Source organism: Mesoterricola sp. MK458 (assembly GCF_055384935.1).
Genome location: NZ_AP045075.1, coordinates 4,272,270 through 4,288,555, shown reverse-complemented (window position 1 = coordinate 4,288,555; position 16,286 = coordinate 4,272,270). Strand labels below are relative to the sequence as shown.

General features: G+C 56.3%; 17 protein-coding genes and 1 tRNA gene. 11 read left to right on the top strand and 7 right to left on the bottom strand.

The window, feature by feature from the left end:
* Position 1 precedes the first annotated feature (1 nt).
* Both ACZ5LB_RS18775 and ACZ5LB_RS18770 read right to left on the bottom strand, forming a co-directional pair.
* A complete protein-coding gene (locus ACZ5LB_RS18775) occupies positions 2–1,807 on the bottom strand; it encodes an ATP-dependent nuclease (protein ID WP_464603730.1) in 1,806 nt (601 codons plus the stop codon).
* Positions 1,808–1,987: 180 nt separating this feature from the next.
* A complete protein-coding gene (locus ACZ5LB_RS18770) occupies positions 1,988–3,061 on the bottom strand; it encodes a type I restriction endonuclease (RefSeq protein WP_464603729.1) in 1,074 nt (357 codons plus the stop codon).
* Positions 3,062–3,841: 780 nt separating this feature from the next.
* On the opposite strand from ACZ5LB_RS18770, the gene ACZ5LB_RS18765 reads away from it, so the two are divergent.
* The 8 genes from ACZ5LB_RS18765 (at position 3,842) to ACZ5LB_RS18730 (ending at position 9,159) form a co-directional block, all read left to right on the top strand.
* Entirely contained in the window at positions 3,842–4,213 is a 372-nt protein-coding gene (locus ACZ5LB_RS18765) for a hypothetical protein (RefSeq protein ID WP_464603728.1), read from the top strand.
* 766 nt (positions 4,214–4,979) lie between these two features.
* Positions 4,980–5,711, top strand: coding sequence for a hypothetical protein (locus ACZ5LB_RS18760; RefSeq protein WP_464603727.1), 732 nt, complete (start codon positions 4,980–4,982; stop codon positions 5,709–5,711).
* An 813-nt stretch (positions 5,712–6,524) separates the two neighbouring features.
* A complete protein-coding gene (locus ACZ5LB_RS18755) occupies positions 6,525–6,869 on the top strand; it encodes a DUF3024 domain-containing protein (protein ID WP_464603726.1) in 345 nt (114 codons plus the stop codon).
* A 121-nt stretch (positions 6,870–6,990) separates the two neighbouring features.
* Positions 6,991–7,206, top strand: coding sequence for a hypothetical protein (locus tag ACZ5LB_RS18750; RefSeq protein ID WP_464603725.1), 216 nt, complete (start codon positions 6,991–6,993; stop codon positions 7,204–7,206).
* A 29-nt stretch (positions 7,207–7,235) separates the two neighbouring features.
* A complete protein-coding gene (locus ACZ5LB_RS18745; RefSeq protein WP_464603724.1) occupies positions 7,236–7,730 on the top strand; it encodes an N-acetyltransferase family protein in 495 nt (164 codons plus the stop codon).
* A 48-nt stretch (positions 7,731–7,778) separates the two neighbouring features.
* On the top strand, positions 7,779–8,027 hold the full coding sequence (locus tag ACZ5LB_RS18740) for a hypothetical protein (protein WP_464603723.1): 249 nt from the start codon (positions 7,779–7,781) through the stop codon (positions 8,025–8,027).
* Positions 8,028–8,128: 101 nt separating this feature from the next.
* Positions 8,129–8,560, top strand: a complete 432-nt coding sequence (locus ACZ5LB_RS18735) for an EamA family transporter (RefSeq protein ID WP_464603722.1) — start codon at positions 8,129–8,131, stop codon at positions 8,558–8,560.
* Positions 8,561–8,673: 113 nt separating this feature from the next.
* Entirely contained in the window at positions 8,674–9,159 is a 486-nt protein-coding gene (locus ACZ5LB_RS18730) for a methyltransferase (RefSeq protein ID WP_464603721.1), read from the top strand.
* A gap of 958 nt (positions 9,160–10,117) precedes the next feature.
* Here the strand turns inward: ACZ5LB_RS18730 and ACZ5LB_RS18725 are convergent.
* Complete coding sequence (locus ACZ5LB_RS18725) at positions 10,118–10,867, bottom strand: hypothetical protein (RefSeq protein ID WP_464603720.1); 750 nt, start codon at positions 10,865–10,867, stop codon at positions 10,118–10,120.
* Between the two features lie 358 nt (positions 10,868–11,225).
* Between ACZ5LB_RS18725 and ACZ5LB_RS18720 the strand changes: the two genes are divergently transcribed.
* The gene (locus ACZ5LB_RS18720; protein WP_464603719.1) at positions 11,226–11,627 is read left to right on the top strand and encodes a response regulator; all 402 of its coding nucleotides are present in this window, start codon (positions 11,226–11,228) and stop codon (positions 11,625–11,627) included.
* A 234-nt stretch (positions 11,628–11,861) separates the two neighbouring features.
* Positions 11,862–12,086 carry a hypothetical protein gene (locus ACZ5LB_RS18715; RefSeq protein ID WP_464603718.1) on the top strand — a complete coding sequence of 75 codons (225 nt, stop codon included), beginning with the start codon at positions 11,862–11,864 and terminating at the stop codon, positions 12,084–12,086.
* 531 nt (positions 12,087–12,617) lie between these two features.
* Here ACZ5LB_RS18715 and ACZ5LB_RS18710 read toward each other — a convergent pair.
* The 4 genes from ACZ5LB_RS18710 to ACZ5LB_RS18695 all read right to left on the bottom strand — a co-directional run bounded on the left by ACZ5LB_RS18710 (position 12,618) and on the right by ACZ5LB_RS18695 (position 15,490).
* Positions 12,618–12,693, bottom strand: a tRNA-Arg gene (locus ACZ5LB_RS18710).
* 32 nt (positions 12,694–12,725) lie between these two features.
* Complete coding sequence (nagB, locus tag ACZ5LB_RS18705; protein ID WP_464603717.1) at positions 12,726–13,520, bottom strand: glucosamine-6-phosphate deaminase; 795 nt, start codon at positions 13,518–13,520, stop codon at positions 12,726–12,728.
* Between the two features lie 7 nt (positions 13,521–13,527).
* Entirely contained in the window at positions 13,528–14,931 is a 1,404-nt protein-coding gene (locus tag ACZ5LB_RS18700) for an ROK family protein (protein WP_464603716.1), read from the bottom strand.
* Positions 14,932–15,004: 73 nt separating this feature from the next.
* Positions 15,005–15,490 carry a ferritin gene (locus ACZ5LB_RS18695; protein ID WP_464603715.1) on the bottom strand — a complete coding sequence of 162 codons (486 nt, stop codon included), beginning with the start codon at positions 15,488–15,490 and terminating at the stop codon, positions 15,005–15,007.
* Between the two features lie 134 nt (positions 15,491–15,624).
* Here ACZ5LB_RS18695 and ACZ5LB_RS18690 point away from each other — a divergent pair, with 134 nt between their 5' ends.
* On the top strand, positions 15,625–16,275 hold the full coding sequence (locus ACZ5LB_RS18690) for a pyridoxamine 5'-phosphate oxidase family protein (RefSeq protein WP_464603714.1): 651 nt from the start codon (positions 15,625–15,627) through the stop codon (positions 16,273–16,275).
* Positions 16,276–16,286 lie beyond the last annotated feature (11 nt).

The following is a 16,286-nucleotide window of genomic DNA, read 5'->3' as shown; positions in this document are numbered from 1 at the left end:
TTTAGTCTCCAACGTAATCACCGAAAATTTCAACCATCTTGTTCCGCCACGATTCAGGAACACCATCCCAGCTCTCACTCCATTTCTGCGTCACCTGATAAGCATTAAATGGTTTTTCTGAAGTAGGGGCGGTGTAACCCAACTCATCTTCAATATTTTCCTTCATCTGAACAACCTTGCCCATTCCCATAAGTGCGTCTGCAATTGGCTTATTGAATACTTCCGCTCCAGCTATACCCTTGTCGCGGTCATGGACGACGATCGGGGCTATACCCATTGAAACAAGATACTTTACCAAGCCAATGATCGACGCCTTTCCTCTCGCTTTAACAAGTTCGAAATCCGAGACTACCCTCAGATAGCGTTCCTTGGACAGATGTTTCAACGTCTCCTTAATGACAACTTCTTCCGTATCCCCTTCGACAATGATGACATGCTTCGTAAAGAAGACTCTGGCTATATGATCATCAACCCGAAGGAGCATTTTAACATATGCTTTGGCATCCTCCTGGAGAGCGCTAAATGCTTCAGTTACATTGAATGGCGAGGACTCAATGCCATTTTGCTTGAGTTTCAAGCTATTTAATACTTGCTTAGGCTTTCTTGACAAGTCGATAATAAATGGAGAGTGTGTTGTAGCAATGATTTGAGACTCATCACCACTTAATTCGTAAATAGTATCACGCATTTGATTGGCAGCACTTGGGTGAAGATAGATTTCTGGCTCTTCGAAACAAACGATCAATGAGCGAACCTGGTCGTCCTCCCTCCGCGAAAGCCACTTTTGCCTGAACCGGAGCATTCCAAACGCCGCAGCCCTGATCATGCCCGAACCCTGATGGGCAACGGCAGTCCTGACATTGCTGGACATCTCTACATTAAATGTCGGCTTTAGAGCGGTTTTAGCGTCACTCAAACTTGCAGTTGCATGGAGTTGAGAATCGGGGAATACGCTTGCAAGCACGCCATTTAGTTCGGCGATCATTTTGCCGAACTCTGAGGTAATATCTTCTGGATTAAGCTCCTTTGCCAGTTTGTTTAGAAACTCTTGGGCTTGTGAATAGTTAATGGACGCATTTCTTACATCTTCAAAAAGTTCATTTAATGTCTTACCCAAGACTCCGGAAGAGTTCCCTTCAATCTCAGCAGCAGAGGTATCTGCAGGTATCAGCAGAAATCGTGGCAACATTTTCAATACTACGCCAGGAATACCTCCTGGATTTTGAAACCAAGTTTCTGAGTCCTTTGTATCCCAGATGGCATCGAGCTGATCAAGCTTCTCAATGGCAGGCTTGCTTGACCCAATCTTAGCTGCAAGGTCTGGAAACAACTCCTGGACTTCTTGCAGTGGAGCACCTTTATCAATCAAGTCTTGAGCCGTCTTATACCCTGCAAACCCAGGATTGATTTCGCGCTCCTTCGACCTAAACTCGATGGTCACGTCCTTCCCGAGTGTGAATGTTTTACGATACGTCACGGATAAGCCAGGACCATCGTCAGCGGTGTATGAAAAAATGCGACCCTTGAACCCACGCCATCGCTTAGCATCTTCTGGAAGGTGTCTAAATTCAGCCTCCAGGGTAATCGTATCAACAACTGGTTTTGTTTCGCCTGTTTCATCATCAATAACAGAATAATACTCAGCGCTAGGAATTGTCTTCTTGGCGGACAAGAGCCACTCCAGGGCTTTTAGGACAGTGCTCTTGCCCGCATTGTTGGGTCCAATCAGAAAGGTCGCATCGCCAAATAGCAGCGTTGCTGATTGGATCCGTTTGTATCCTTCGATCTTAAGTGAATACAGTTTCATGAAGCCTCCTTGGAGATATGCCAATGGGATAACCAAAATATGCATATACAAGAGGTGAAGCAAAGCGCGTGAGGGTGGCAAAAGGATTGGTTAATGCAATATGTGCTTTCAATGCCTTTGAAAGAATACCAAATCAAACATATTGAACTTGCATTGTTTTTCGATAAAATGCCTTTCCAATTACCTCTTGACGTTGCAGTGGAAACTGGCAACAGCCTTCAAGCTATCAGTCAACTGGTAGAGTTCGGTGAGATCGCTGATGCTTGTCCTGGTCTCCTCCTTTTGCGTATCAAACACGCCAATCGCCTTGTTCTTCGAATTGAAGTAGAAACGGCAGATTGGTTTCCTGTTGTTGTCATCGAAGAGGACAGCGCAATAGGACTTTGCATCACGGATGGTCACTTTCTTGGGTTCAACAACCTCGCGTAGGATCGCCCTGACAATGTAGAAGGCTTCCCACTCGTCCGGCGTTGTGATGATCTTCTCCTCTTCCTCTGCCGGGGGCATGACAGGCTCCGCAGGTTCGGCAGGAGGCATTCCATCATCAGCAAGCGCCACCTTCAGGCGGTCATTGATCTTGTCGTTGATCAATTGCTGGAACGCCCGCTTCGTGAGTGCCGTGAATTGATCCTTCACGACCTGGGTCATCCGACCGCTGTATACCTTCCCCGCGAGAAGCCTGACAACCTCTTCGGAAGGGTTGTGCAGCTGCTCATTCAGCACGCGCTGGATCTCCTTTGTGTATTTGAGATCCGTGGCGGTTGAGAGGATGTTGTTAATATCAAAGGTTGTCTTGGTGAACTTCTTCAGTTCCTCGGCATCCTGATCCTTGAAGTCGAGCAGATTGAATTCCAGGAACGGCTTGGCATCCATCATGTTCGGTTGGTCAAGATCGGTGTAGAAGAAATACTGGGTGCCATTAGTGAGGACGCCAAACCTAGTCTCCGTCACGGTGAAGTAGCGGAATAGCTGGGTAGCCTGAATCTTGCTCAGATCGGTGCCGTATTTCTTGCATTCCATGATGATGATGGGCTTGCCATCTCTGAAGATGGCGTAATCGACCTTCTCGCCCTTCTTCACGCCCACGTCCGCTGTCAACTCCGGGCGGACCTCGGTCGGGTCGAACACGTCGAATCCCAACGCCTTGATGAAGGGGAGAACCAGCGCATTCTTGGTGGCTTCCTCCGTCTGGAGGTGCCCCGCCTGGTTTGGCACACGGGAAGCGATCAGCCTGAGTTGATCAAGGAAGTCCATAGGAGGCTCCTGGGATTTATCGATGTGATCGCATAATAGGAAAGCATGATTACCTTCAGGTCTCAATTGTTGTTTGTAGGACTTTGGAAGACCTTTCGCGCAAGTCTTGCAGAAATCCCAAAGCGACTCCCGTCTATAGAAGACCTAAAAGAGGCGGAACGAGGACTGAATGCGACCCAATCACAGCAGGACGGGTAGGTCGCCCTGAGCATCCCCATGGACGTGAAACAATGCCCGGTCCCCCTTCACGACTTCACTCAAAACTCAAAGAGGAATCGCCTTGATGGGGCTACCTTGAGGCTCAATTAGTAGCTAACAAAAACAGAAGGACCCCGGCTCTGTCGGGGGATATCTTACTATTTCCCTTTCCCTTTCCCTTCTCCGGTCAGATGCCGGGGTGAATGGAGCCAATACCGTTCAGCGACCAATAATCTACCGTTCGGGGGATTTTAGTGGACGAGAACGGGTCACCTGATTTAATAGCAGCGAAAGGGGTAGATATGGCTCTCTTCAAACATGGCAATCTATTACAGCAATCCACGGATCTTGCTTTCGATGCAAAGCATGCCCCAGGAACGACTGCGCCAAATCCTGGAATTTATCGGTGCACTTCTTGTGGGGATGAGATTGCCATAGCAGGCGGGCATACCTTGCCGCCACAGAACCACAAGCAGCACAATCCAGCAAATGGTCCCATCCACTGGCAACTCCTGGTGTATCCCGTCCAGCAGTAGCACCGTCCTGTGAATCCTGCCCTAGCACTGGGATAGGAGATTAGGCATGGACACCTTTGCCGATCGCGCACAAAACCTCATTGCGACAGCCGGGAAGATAGCCCGCCTTCAGCAATCCACCCAGGAAGCTTCAACCTTAGAGGCTGCGAAGGCAACCCTAGTCAAGAGTGGGTATGACAACTGGGATGGCGGAACAGACCTTTACACGCTGATGCTCGATGTTCCTGTGGAGACCTATGCTGCCCTTGGGGATCATCGTGAAGAACTGGAGAATGCCCTACAGCGTACCCATGGGAGCAACGATGGGCGCTGTGCATGCCATGAATCCCATCCAGCAGCCTGGGCAACCGGCATGGTTCGCGTTCTACCATTGCGGTCCACTTGGATTGGTAAACCGCTCCAGGGACCTTCAGCTTGAGGACTGGCGACGCCTCGGAGCGTGGATTGCGCGCGCGGCAGGAGATTGAACCTCCACCATTCGGTTGATGCGGAACCGTCCACTGGCTTCTCCTTCTTGCTCCCGGAGGTCCAGGAGGATTGAACGGACATACTTCGGGGGTAGCGATCATAGATTGATTCATTCGAAATCGGATCCAATGCAGACCGCCCCCTACCTTTCAAATTCAGCAGGTTGAACGCGGCGAACCCCCGCCCCCGGCTTGTTCATTCCAAGCAGAATGGAGAGACGGGCTCTATTCGTTTAATATTCGCCTTCTTGAATCCTCCTATCATCATCTCCAGACCCCATTACAAACATTTTCAGCATTTAGCCTAGATCCCACTGGGTTCCGACCTGTGTTGAAACAGCGCCAGGTGGACCACATGCGCCAATGCACTGCAAGGAGGGGATAGACAGCGAGGACCACCGCGATTTCTGGGGAGGCGATTGGAGCGCTTGGGGCGCATCCCCGTTGACACCGATCTTGGACGTGTGACCGTCACAAAGGTCAAAGGGAGGATTGGTTTAATAGGTGCTTCGGGTATCCCGCACCCACCCTGCGCCACCATAACCGCTCCGTTTGCCTCCTATACGCCTCGCTGGACTGGGGTGGGGGTTCTGCCCTGTCTGAGTCCCAGGGGCGCCTCTGGGGCATCCAGCGCATCTCCTTGGCAACGATGACATTGCTCCGGTGAGCGTTGTGGAGTAGCGTGTGCCGAAGCATTCACCAAACCGAGGAACCTTAATGTTGTCGAAAATAACACTGATTACCGCCGCGCTGTGCTTGTCCCTGATAGCAGGTAATCCAAAGCAGCGACAGACCGGGCAGATGAATCAGACGGGCGAGTTCCACAGCGATGAAGTCTCTGCGAAGGATGGTGAACGGTGGTTGGCACTCATCCTTGACCCATCGAAACGGGATCGGATCGCTTCCGTGGTCGTCCGTGTTGAGCGGGTCATGGATGCCCTTGTTGATGAACCCGGAGCGAGGACTGGGAAGAGGGTCACCTTCCCGGGTGGAACTGATAGCGTTTTCTTGTTTCGCGGCATCCAATCCATCCGACCGCGACCCGTTGAGACGATTTGCACCATACAGACCTTAAAGCCGAACGTCTCCGTGAATCTTGTGCTCTCAACAGGCAAGTCGTATCAGTTGACACTGGTGTGCTCGAAATTCGAGGGCTCCGAAGCGCTGCAACGTTCTGCGGCTTCCCTGGTGCTGAGGTGTGGCGACCAGAAGCAGGTATTGGGCACCTATCAAGCCTCCTACGAGCAGGGTGTCTTCGCGGGGGTGGGGCAGGGAGGTGAAACTCGGCTGCTATGGGCGGGCGATCTCAACGGCGATGGGGCGCCGGACTTCATCGTTGACCTGACCGATCACTACAACATGGCGCTTCCCACCCTGTTCCTCGGCACGAAGAAAGATGCGAAGGAGCTGGCATCTAAGGTTGCTCAGCATAGGACACTCGGTTGCTAGGAGCCCAGCGAGGCTATCTCTCCCGCACTCCTGGTAGCGCCTAGACCCGCCTCTGTGAGCGACCATTAATGACTAGTCTCGCAGGGATGAATTCGTGGAACTCCGGGTCCCCCTCTCGTTGCCGAAAAATCGCGAATTACCCCAACAGAGTTTTCAGGGCATCGAAGACCAGAATGCTGGCGAACAGGAAGCTAAGAATCCCGTGAAGTTTCGTCATGGCGCAATTGATCGAGCGCCCAGCCGCACCCACATAGAAGCGCCCCATAAAATTCATAGCGGATTCGGTTCTGAAGAGGCACCACCAACCATAGAGTCCCAGGGCACATGCAAGGGCAAGGGGAGTTAATGGAGAGTGATAATGCATGGCTTTACCGGATATATGGAAGGTAGGTGCAGTCACTTGCGGCTAAGAGAACAAGGAGGACCCCGAGGCAGTAAGCTTGATTATGAGAGAGATTTCTGGCGCCAGGAACAATCCCTTAGCCCTAAGCAGCTTCTAACTCCTTCTGGAAAAACCTAAACCCGCCTCTGTCAGCGAGAATTCCATTGCCAGGGAAGCCTAGCCTGGACTTGCCGACGATCATCTTGGTGCTCCTAACCCCCAAACTGCCGCCCTTGCAACCGTATGAGAATATGCTCCGCACGAGTCCATGGAATGCCGCTTTCCCAGGTCCTGACATCCACCAAACTCTCGGGTCACCGAAGTGCACCGGGGCAACGCCAAAATCTACGGGGCACGAAATGCTCTTGAACCTTCCTCGGCTTCGGACCATCAAAGGCTTGGATTCCTGAAAATCGAACCAAGTGGTGCCTATGCCTATTCCCGCCAACCTGAAGCATGTGGTCGATGAAACCTTAGCCGTTTATTGCCAGCAGAAGGTGCCGCATCCTGTGCGGGAGAAGGTAAGGCTTATCCATCAGTGGAGAGGCAGCAAGGTCACCCTCGTAGAGCAACGTCCGCACTGGAAAGACCCCGCGATATGGGGGGACAGCCCTGTAGCCCAGTTCAGGTTCAACCAGGATCATGGTCGCTGGAGCCTCTTCTGGAGAGATCGAAACCAACGTTGGCATCCATACCAGCAGTTCCCGGGCGCACAGAGCATTTCACGTCTTTTGGCGGAAGTTGATCAGGACCCAAGGGGTATCTTTTGGGGATGAAGGAAGGAGTTGACTGAGGTCAGGGGCGAGATGCCGAAGTATTTCGAATCCTCCCGCTTGCATGGGCAATAGCCTTTCTTTGTTCTCGTTGAGGAGTCTACAATCGTGGTCCGGTGATGCCATGATCCTGACCGTCGATTCCAACCGTTGCATTCATTTGCCCGAGGGATTTGCCCCCGGAGATCGCGTCCTTCTGATTTCACGCCAGGAAGGCAGCTACGCCCTTCTACCGATCAATTCTGCTACCAAGGAAGAGATCGACCTGGCAATGGCGGATGAGCTTGAAGAGAGTGCCAGAGAATTTCGCAACCTCCTAAAAAAGCTCGACCCACGCTGAAGAATTGCGATCCACACACGGATTGGAGGATGGTCATGGAATACCTTCTTCGACCAGCAGCTGCCACCGATTTGGACCAGGTTCTCCAGTGGATTTGGAATGCCGACCACCTTCGCGAATGGGGTGGTCCTTCGCTCTCCTTTCCTCCAGAACGTAAGCGGATTTGGGCGGGGATCATGGGCGACGGATTAACTACCTACGCATTGATCGGCAAGGGTGAAGAGGTTGTGGGGTTTGGACAGATCCTTCCCCGGGGTCCTGGCAGGGTCCACTTGGCGCGGATTTTCGTCTCCCCTAAATTCAGAGGGAAGGGGTTGGGGCGTGCGCTATGCCTCAAGTTGATGGCACGTGCTGTCGTGCTATTTCAACCCCACACTTTTTCGTTGAGGGTAGACGAAGGGAACACGACCGCCCTCTCTCTATATCGATCACTAGGCTTCTACGAAAGGACTTCGGGAAACGTTGAGGGTTCCGTCTCAATGCAATGTGAAGCTAACGGCGTCTTTTCCATACCCTCCACCTAGGTTTCGAGATTCTCTGTGTGTATCCAATAGCGCGTGAAAGGGGCAACCTTGTCCATCGATTACGATCCAAGTGAATTCAGAGATGCCCGCGCCTTTGGTGAATTGGAGCGCCTGTCCAACGCCAAGGACGATATGACCATGGCATTCGGCAATCTCGGGAGGGATCTTGAGGAGATGGTGTTCTGGGCGGTCCTCGCGGAAGACCCCTTGATCTGCTGTTACGACAAACTGGACAAGGAAGTTCGCGATGGCTTCCCACCGGTCGAGGAGCAACGTCCCCTGGCAACCTTCCTGTGAAAATGGAACGCGTCTGCGTGACCTTTTGGCGAAACCCCGAGGCAGGGAAAAAGCCTTGCAGCGGTTGTGAGGGCGATACTTGCCGGGAGAAGGATATAGGAATGGGATCAACCAACTGGGTTCTTTGGGCATTGCTCTCTGCTGTATTTGCAGCGCTCACTGCGATCTTCGCAAAGATCGGCATCCGGGGCGTCGATTCGGACCTTGCCACCTTGGTTCGAACCGGGATCATTATCGTCGTTCTTGGAGCGTTCGTCTGGTTCGCCGGGAAATGGCGCAACCCCCTTGCAATGCCCCCCAAAACCCTGCTCTTTCTAGGCTTGTCGGGACTTGCGACGGGAGCTTCCTGGCTTTGCTACTTTCGGGCGCTCCAGATCGGAGACGCCTCCAAGGTCGCGCCTGTAGACAAGCTAAGCCTTGTCCTGGTCGCGGTCTTTGCCTTCGCATTCCTTGGAGAACGCCTGGTAGCGAGGGAATGGGCAGGTATTGCATTGGTCGCAGGGGGCGTGCTACTTCTCGCATTCAAGCGTTGAAGATAAATTTGGGCACAGCAGGCATACAAGATGAGGGTAGTCGCAAGGAATGATGTTCCCATTATTGGTTTGTTGTAAGTGGATTCAGGAAGACCCCTTCGATTGGAGACACGATGGGCACACAAGAGGTAACAATTCAGCCACCCCATGTCTTCCTTATCCAGTTGATTGTAATTATCGCTCAAGGAGTATTTGGAGCCTGGGTGCTTCCGGTGCTGCCCTACAACCACTCCACAGCACCTCTTCGTTGGGCACTGTTCATTGCATGCGTTGCCCCATTCCTGATGAGCAAAATATGGATGATTAAGTTTTTCGCTAATCACCAGGCAAACCCCATGTTCAAAGATCACGCCAAGGAATTGATAACTGAATTCCCTTTCTCCGTGGCACGCAATCCGTTCTATCTATTTGATTTCCTTCCGTTTCTCGGGCTAAGCCTGCTTCTCGGAATACTCGACCCGCTCATCTTGCACTTCCCCCTCTTTTTCCTCTTCTTGAATTTCTACATCGTTCCCGCTGAAGAGAAGCGCCTCTTGCTTGCCCATGGTGCGATTTACGAAGCCTACAGAAATCGTGTTAAGCGTTGGGGCTTGTTTTGACGAAAACATTGGGAAGGTTGCCCACGAGAGTAGCCACAGGGTTCCCTGAAGGGGATGAGGATAGGTCCAGTGGGTCTTTGAGGAGGCTAGTCTGACCTTGATAATTTATTCAAATGACCTATATTCAGTCGCTAGCCTTCGCTCACCTGGTTTCAGCCAGCAACGGTGAAGAGTTCGGTGGATCGGATTTGGCGATCCACTGCTTCTGGGGGCGGCTGGAAGTGTGGAGGCACCTTATGTCCGACAGACGATTTCGCCCAAGGATCGTTTCAGAATTGTTCTCACCCGATCAGCGCACCGGGGCAGGAGACCGTAAGCACCGCGCCAGGATTATCCGGAAGCTGACAGCGAGCCTTCGTGTGCTATGGGAACATCATCCCGAGTCACTAGTTGAGACTTTCAGGGCAAGGCGGATGCCTTAGGATGATGCGGAGTTTGTCTCCCCAGGTTCATTTAATGGAGGCTTCTCGTGGACTCTCTGGAGAGGAACATTGCCCTTGCCCTGATGCTCGGACGCTTGGAAGCAGCCCTTGTCGTGATCCAAGGGCTGGAACATAAGGTCTTCGGGGTCACAGAGGACGACCGCATGGAACTGGAACCTAAGCTTCAGAGCGTTTCGGCATCACTTTCCGATGCTATTCATACCGTAATCCATCTGCTTCCAGAGGGAGAGAAACTCACTAGGCGTGGGAATTGACATGCTCGTTAATCCTGATGCGTGGAAGGCATAGCGCCAGGCTTGGACCACCTGCGCTCCTTGTATCACCCGCTGGACAATCTCGCAGAGAGCAACGTCACAGAGAGGTTTCGGAAAGAATGCACCAGTCTTGGCGACCTCAAAAGGGTGATGGAAGCCGTTGAATTCCAAAGGAAACACAGCGTGGCGAGAGAACAGCGATGGGTTGCCTGGAGGTTACGAAGGTCCACACCTTCTCGCGTTCAGGCTGTGGTCCAGGGTTCAAAGTCCCTTCGCAAGGTATGCTTCAATCACGCGCTTGGCGTTGGCGTGATTTGACTCAAGGACATCCAGTGGAGTCCCAAATAGTTCGACAAGGCGCTCCAGGTGGCGATCCAGTGTGCTATCCAGGATTGGGTCGACAAAGTTTCTGCGTTGGTCTTCTAAGGTCATTGGAGCCATTGGGTCTAAGACCTTTTTAGAAGGCTCATGCAAAAATAGGAGCCCGCTGCATATTGCGGTGAAACGTGATTGTGCGGCGGCGTGCCATCCGATCAAGGTAACCTCGCTCTTGATCTCTGGGATTCCATAAAAATCCATGACCCAGGGATGTGGGGCATTTGCTGGGATGAATACGAGCAGGTCCGTCATTGGCGCGGCTTCCCGATCCCGATCCATCACCTTGAAATCGCCCTCTGAATCAAATTGAATGGCAGTCGCACCTTGCCTGTTGAGTGGACCAGAGAGGAACCCTGTCGGTTCCACAAAGTCCCGAGTAAGTTCGGCATAGATTGCAGATACCGCGAAGATGATGTGTGGAGGGGTATGCCGAAGAAGCGCGCCACCCATCATCAAAGGACCTTGCCATCCGCCTCGCTCCTCTGTAGGAAATTGCTCTGCACAATACCTGTCAAGCGCCTTGAAAAGGTTTCCCAGATCAGCCCGTTCGAAATTGCGATTGGAATTCTCCTCAACCAGCTTTCGCAGGAAAGCAAGTCGAGGGGATCTAGTGAAGAAGTCGGGTTTGAGCATCTTCGCTTCGGCTCCATGTTCAATTTCTGTGGAACAGCGGGTCAAGCCTTGGGAGCTATTGAACCCCATTGGAGAAATGAATGGTCCGTCCCCAATTGCGTAATATTCAATGAGATATAACCTAGCACTCTAGTCGATGATTCTTCAAATATCTTGAGTTAAATGGGTTCCTAGGGGCGAACCAGATAAGTATCATACTTTGAATCGGTGGGGATGTTCCGCGCTTTGCATCGCACCTCCTGATCCCTGATTGGCGATGACTGAGGCATTTTGGGCGATTGCATGTTCGTGCATGATCCTGTCGATGATTGATTCACTACATTTTGGAACGCTCCGCTGGTCCACAGGATGAATCCTGATGAGTCCCTTCAATTCCATACAACTAATTGAACCCCTTCCCAACAAGGTGAGGTTGATGGTTGTTGATGATGAATCTCCTATTCGAGAATGCGCTTCGATGACCCTTATGCACCTTGGTGCAGAGGTGGTGCAGGCTTCCGATGGCTTGGAAGCCGTAACCATTTTCAGTTCTCAGCCTAATCAGATTCCATTGGTGATCATGGATATCTCAATGCCGATCATGAACGGGGTTGAGGCAACTGAAAAGATTCGAGCAATCAATCCCGAGGTCAAAATCATCCTCAGCAGCGGCGGGTCCAATCTTGACTGTTCGCACTTACATCCAAATGCGTTCCTACCAAAGCCATACACAGCCACCGCTCTCTGCGAAACGGTGAGACGAGTTCTTCAAGAACCATGAGCTTGTCCATCGCCTTGTAGCAGTGAAGAGCCAGTAGTCCGTGGAGACCTGCGCGGACCGATGGGTCTTTCCGTGAGTCGCAAAGATTGAATCTATTCCATGGGTGGTAAGTAGAAGAAGACCTCGGCATTCAAGCCGGGGCAGGAGGAACCCATGGTTTCAAAGATTGCGAGTAACGATCCACAGCGACCTATCGAGAGAACGAGAAGGTGCCAGAAACGGGTTTGTCGAAGCATGGAGCCTGACACTCCCGGCAACAATGCGCTCTCGCTGATTGCCTTCTTGAATGGTGAACGAGGCTTCCTGCTGAAGGGCTACGACGAAAGCGCCCTTTCCTTCTTCAACCTAGATGGAGAATCGATCTCACATGATCCAGGTTGGTTCAGTGTCCTTCGAAGGCTTGGCGAATACGTCCCTGGGGATATGGATGCGTTCTGGGCTCTCGTGATGCTGGTTTGACTCCTGAGGATGCCAAGGATATCTACCTTCGTCTACGGTGCCTCCTACCCTCGCCTACGGTGGCTTCTACCTACGTCTACGGTGGTTTCTACCAGGTTCTACGGTTGTCCATGCTGATATCGCAGGATTTATTGGGGACCCGAAGATCTTCCCGAGAGCATGAGGACCAGGACAATGCTCCACGAAGGCTGAGGATGGGCGTAAACCCTTATCACCATTGGTTTCTACCCGCGTCTACGATTGAAGTTAGGTTGGTCCAAGCACGATGTAGCCAAGGTGAGATGCATTACCGGGCTGCGGCCCGCGTCGGCGGGCGCAGTGTTCAATCTCCGAAAGGGGGTTTCAACGGGCTCAAAACGTGAAAACCCTCGTCAGCGTTGGCTTTCAGAGCAAAAATCTTGTGGCGTTTTGGTGACACCTTGCCCCGAAACGCAGTAAAATAGAGGCTCACTTGCGGGTGTTCCTTTGGTATTTGGAATCAGGCGTCACCTCACGGAACCCAATGTCCATGAGGCTTTGCACGTTTCAGGCTGGTGGTCCCGGGCAGAATTGAACTGCCGACCTACCGCTTAGGAGGCGGTCGCTCTATCCCCTGAGCTACGGGACCTGTGAACAGCCAAGGGCGAGTATAGCCTGATTCTAGAGATCCCGGAACTCGGCCCACTCGGGCTCGTTGGCGAAGATCCAGCGGTAGTAGGCGATGCCCTGGAGGCAGGCGGCGGCCTCTTCGTCCACCACCACCTGGCACCGGGGGTGGAGCTGCAGGGCGGAGGCGGTGACCATGGATGTGATGGGGCCTTCCACGGCCTTGGCGAGGATGGCGGCCTTGGATTCGCCCGTCACCAGCATCAGGCAGCGGCGGGAGTCCAGGATGGTGCCCACGCCCATGGTGATGGCGCGGCGGGGGACGGCGTCGGGGTCGCCGCCGAACATGGGGGCGTTCTGCTCCAGGGTGGAAGGCGTGAGGGCCTTTTCCCGGGTGCGGCTGCGCAGGGCCGACAGGGGCTCGTTGAAGCCGATGTGGCCGTCGCTGCCGATGCCCAGGAGCTGGAGGTCGATGCCGCCGGCGGCCTCGATCAGCGCCTCGTAGCGCCGGCATTCCTCCCCCAGGTCGGGGGCCATGCCGTCGGGAAGGTGGGTGCGTTCCGCGGCGACGTTCACGTGGCCGAAGAGGTGCGCCTCCATGTAGTGGCGGTACGAACAGGGGTGGGCGGCGGGGATGCCGATGTACTCGTCGAGGTTGAAGGTGGAGCAGGCCGAGAAGTCCAGGCCCTCCTTCCGGTGGAGATCCACGAGGCAGGCGTAGGCGCGCTCCATGGTGCGGCCCGTGGCGAGGCCCAGCACGAGCCCGGGCCGGGCCCGCAGCTCCTTGGCGACGATGCGGGCCACGAGGAGGGCGGCCTTCTGGCGATCGGGGGCGATGATGACTTCCATGGCGACCTCAGGGCAGGACGGGAAGACTGGCGGCGGCCACGGCCTGGCCCACGCGCCGGCTCTTCTCGTCGGGAAGGAAGACGGGGACGCGGGACGCGAACCCGGGGAACTCGGCCTCGAGCACCTCCCGGGCCCGGGCGAGGATGAGCTCCCCCCCTTCGCCGGAGGTGACCCTGCCCAGGATCATGACCTGCTCCAGGTCGTAGAACTCCCCGTACCACGGCAGGGTGTGGCCCAGGTACGAGCCGATGGTCAGGAAGAACTCCCGGGCCGCGGCGTCGCCCCGGGCCAGGCGGCCCTGCACGTCCTTGAGCCGCTCGGGAAGCGGCATGCCTGCGGGGAACGCCAGGCCCGCGGGGCCCGCGAGGCGGTCCAGGGCCTGCTGGGAGAAGTAGGCCGCGCCCACCCCGGGTTCGCCGGACCAGTCGTCGGTGCCGGCCCGGGGGTTGGCGTCCACCGCGGCGAAGGCCAGCTCGTTGAGCCAACCGGTGATCCTCCCGGCGCGGTCCAGGAACCCCACGGCCTCGCTGGAGCCCAGCGCGATGCCCAGGATCCCGGCCTTGCCCAGGGAGAGCCCGCCGGCCAGGGCCGTCACGTCGCCGTCGTTGATCACCTCCAGGGGCACGCCCCAGGCCTCGCGCAGGCGCAGGAACAGGGGCCGCACCTGGGCGTCGAAGCGGTCCGGAGGCACGGCGCGGAAGAGGGAGGCCACCCTCACCTGGTTGTCCACGATGATGCCCGCGCTGGAGCCGCCGATGGCATCCACCCGCGGCAGGTGGCTCGCGGCCAGCCTGAGGCCCTCGTCGATGCGGGCGTAGTGGTAGGCGGGATCCGCCTCGACCTTGGGGTTCCAGGGCAGCTCGGCGCTGAATACCACGTCGCCGTCCCGCACCGCGGCCACCTTGTAGTCGCTGGCCCCCAGGTCGAAGCCGATGCGGCAGCCCCCCAGGTTGCCGCCCAGGGCCAGGGGCCGGGGGGCGGGGGCGGGGACCTCGTCCACCGCCTCCACGGTGAAGGGCCGGCCGTAGGACAGCCCCATGATCTGCCGCTCGAAGGCCCAGGGCCCGCGTGGGGAGTACGCCTCCGCCAGGGCCCCGCACAGGGCGGGGGGGCCGGACACCGCGGCCCGGTGGCCCCCGCAGGCCCACAGGAGGCCGTTGAGCATCCACGTCACGTAGCGCAGGCTGTCGGCGTCCGCGCCCCCCGGGAAGACGTCCAGCTCGAGCCGGGCCGCCCAGCCCGGACCCTGCTCCAGGCCCAGCACCACCCGCTCCGAGGCGCCGTGGGCCGCCAGGGCCTTCCGGTAGGCGCGCACCCCCAGCGAGAGCGGGCGGTAGCCAGGATCCAGGGCCAGGGGCCGGGCCGGGGGCGTGTTGAACAGGCTCCTTTCGAACGGTTCGGGGCTGGCCATGGGAACCTCGCGGGGGACGTGGTTCCTTTGTACCAGATCCGGGGCCCGGGTTCGCACCCGGGCCCCCGATGACCTAACGCTTGGCCAGGGTGTGGTCCAGGTACCAGATGGCCCCGCCCTGCTCGCCGATGGCGTGGAGCTGGTCCACCAGCTCGTTCACGACCAGCTCCTCCTTCACCTGCTCGGTGACGAACCACTGCAGGGCGATCTCGGTGGCGTGGTCGCTCTCGGACTTGGCCAGTTCGTAGCACTGGCTGATGCTGGCGGTGTTGCCCTTCTCATGGTCCAGCACCATCTCGAAGATCGAGGTGGGCCCGTTGAAGCCCGTGGGCGGCGGGTTGATGGTCCGGAGCTCCAGCCGGCCGTAGCGGTCCAGGACGAAATCCACCAGCTTCAAGGCGTGGCTGGCCTCCTCGGCGGACTGCACCCGGAGCCAGTGGGCGAAGCCCTTGAAGCTCTTCTCCGAAAGGTGGGCGCTCATGGCCAGGTAGAGCTGCGAGGTGTACTGCTCGGCGTTGATCTGGGCGTTCAGCGCGTTCTGGGTTGCGGTGCTGATCATGGGGATCTCCGGTGTTGGAGGGGCAGGGCCGGCGTGGCGCTGCGCTCCAAAGCGATATATGAACCATTCAGAAGAAAAGTGCCGTGACCGGGGTCCGTGTTGATTCCACTATTCTTGCTTCGAGGGAGGTGCCCGTGCGCCGGCAGGAGAAGGAACTCAAGGATCCGGCGGCGGCCGCCCAGGTGCTGGACGCCGCCGAGTGGGGCGTGCTGGGCCTGGCGCCGGAGGCGGGCGCCCCGGTGCTGGTCCCCCTGAACTTCGTGCACCTGGATGGCCGCGTCTACTTCCACGGCGCCCAGGGCGGGACGAAGATGGACGCCCTGCGCCGGTGCGGCGCGGCCACCTTCCTCGTGGTGGACGCCTACGCCCAGATCCCTTCCTACGCCTTCGACCCCGAGCGGGCCTGCCCCGCGACCCAGTACTTCACCTCCGTGCTCCTGGAGGGCGCCGTGGGGGAGGTGACCGACCTCGACCGCAAGGCCGAGGTGCTGGACGCCCTCATGCGCAAGCTCCAGCCCGAGGGGGGCTACCGCCCCATCACCGCCGGAGACCCCATGTACAAGGCCAGCGTGGGCGCCGTGGCCATCCTCGAATTCGTGCCGGCGCGGTGCTCGGTGAAGTCCGACGTGGGCCAGCGGCTCACGCCGGCCCGGCGGGACTCGGTGCGGGCGATCCTGGCGCGCCGGGGGGATGCGGCGGCGCTTCGGACGCTGCGGGCGATGGAGGGCGGTCCAGGAGCTCCCGGATCCGGCGAAGCATCGCCAGGGGCTGAACCGGCTTCATGATCAGCTCCATG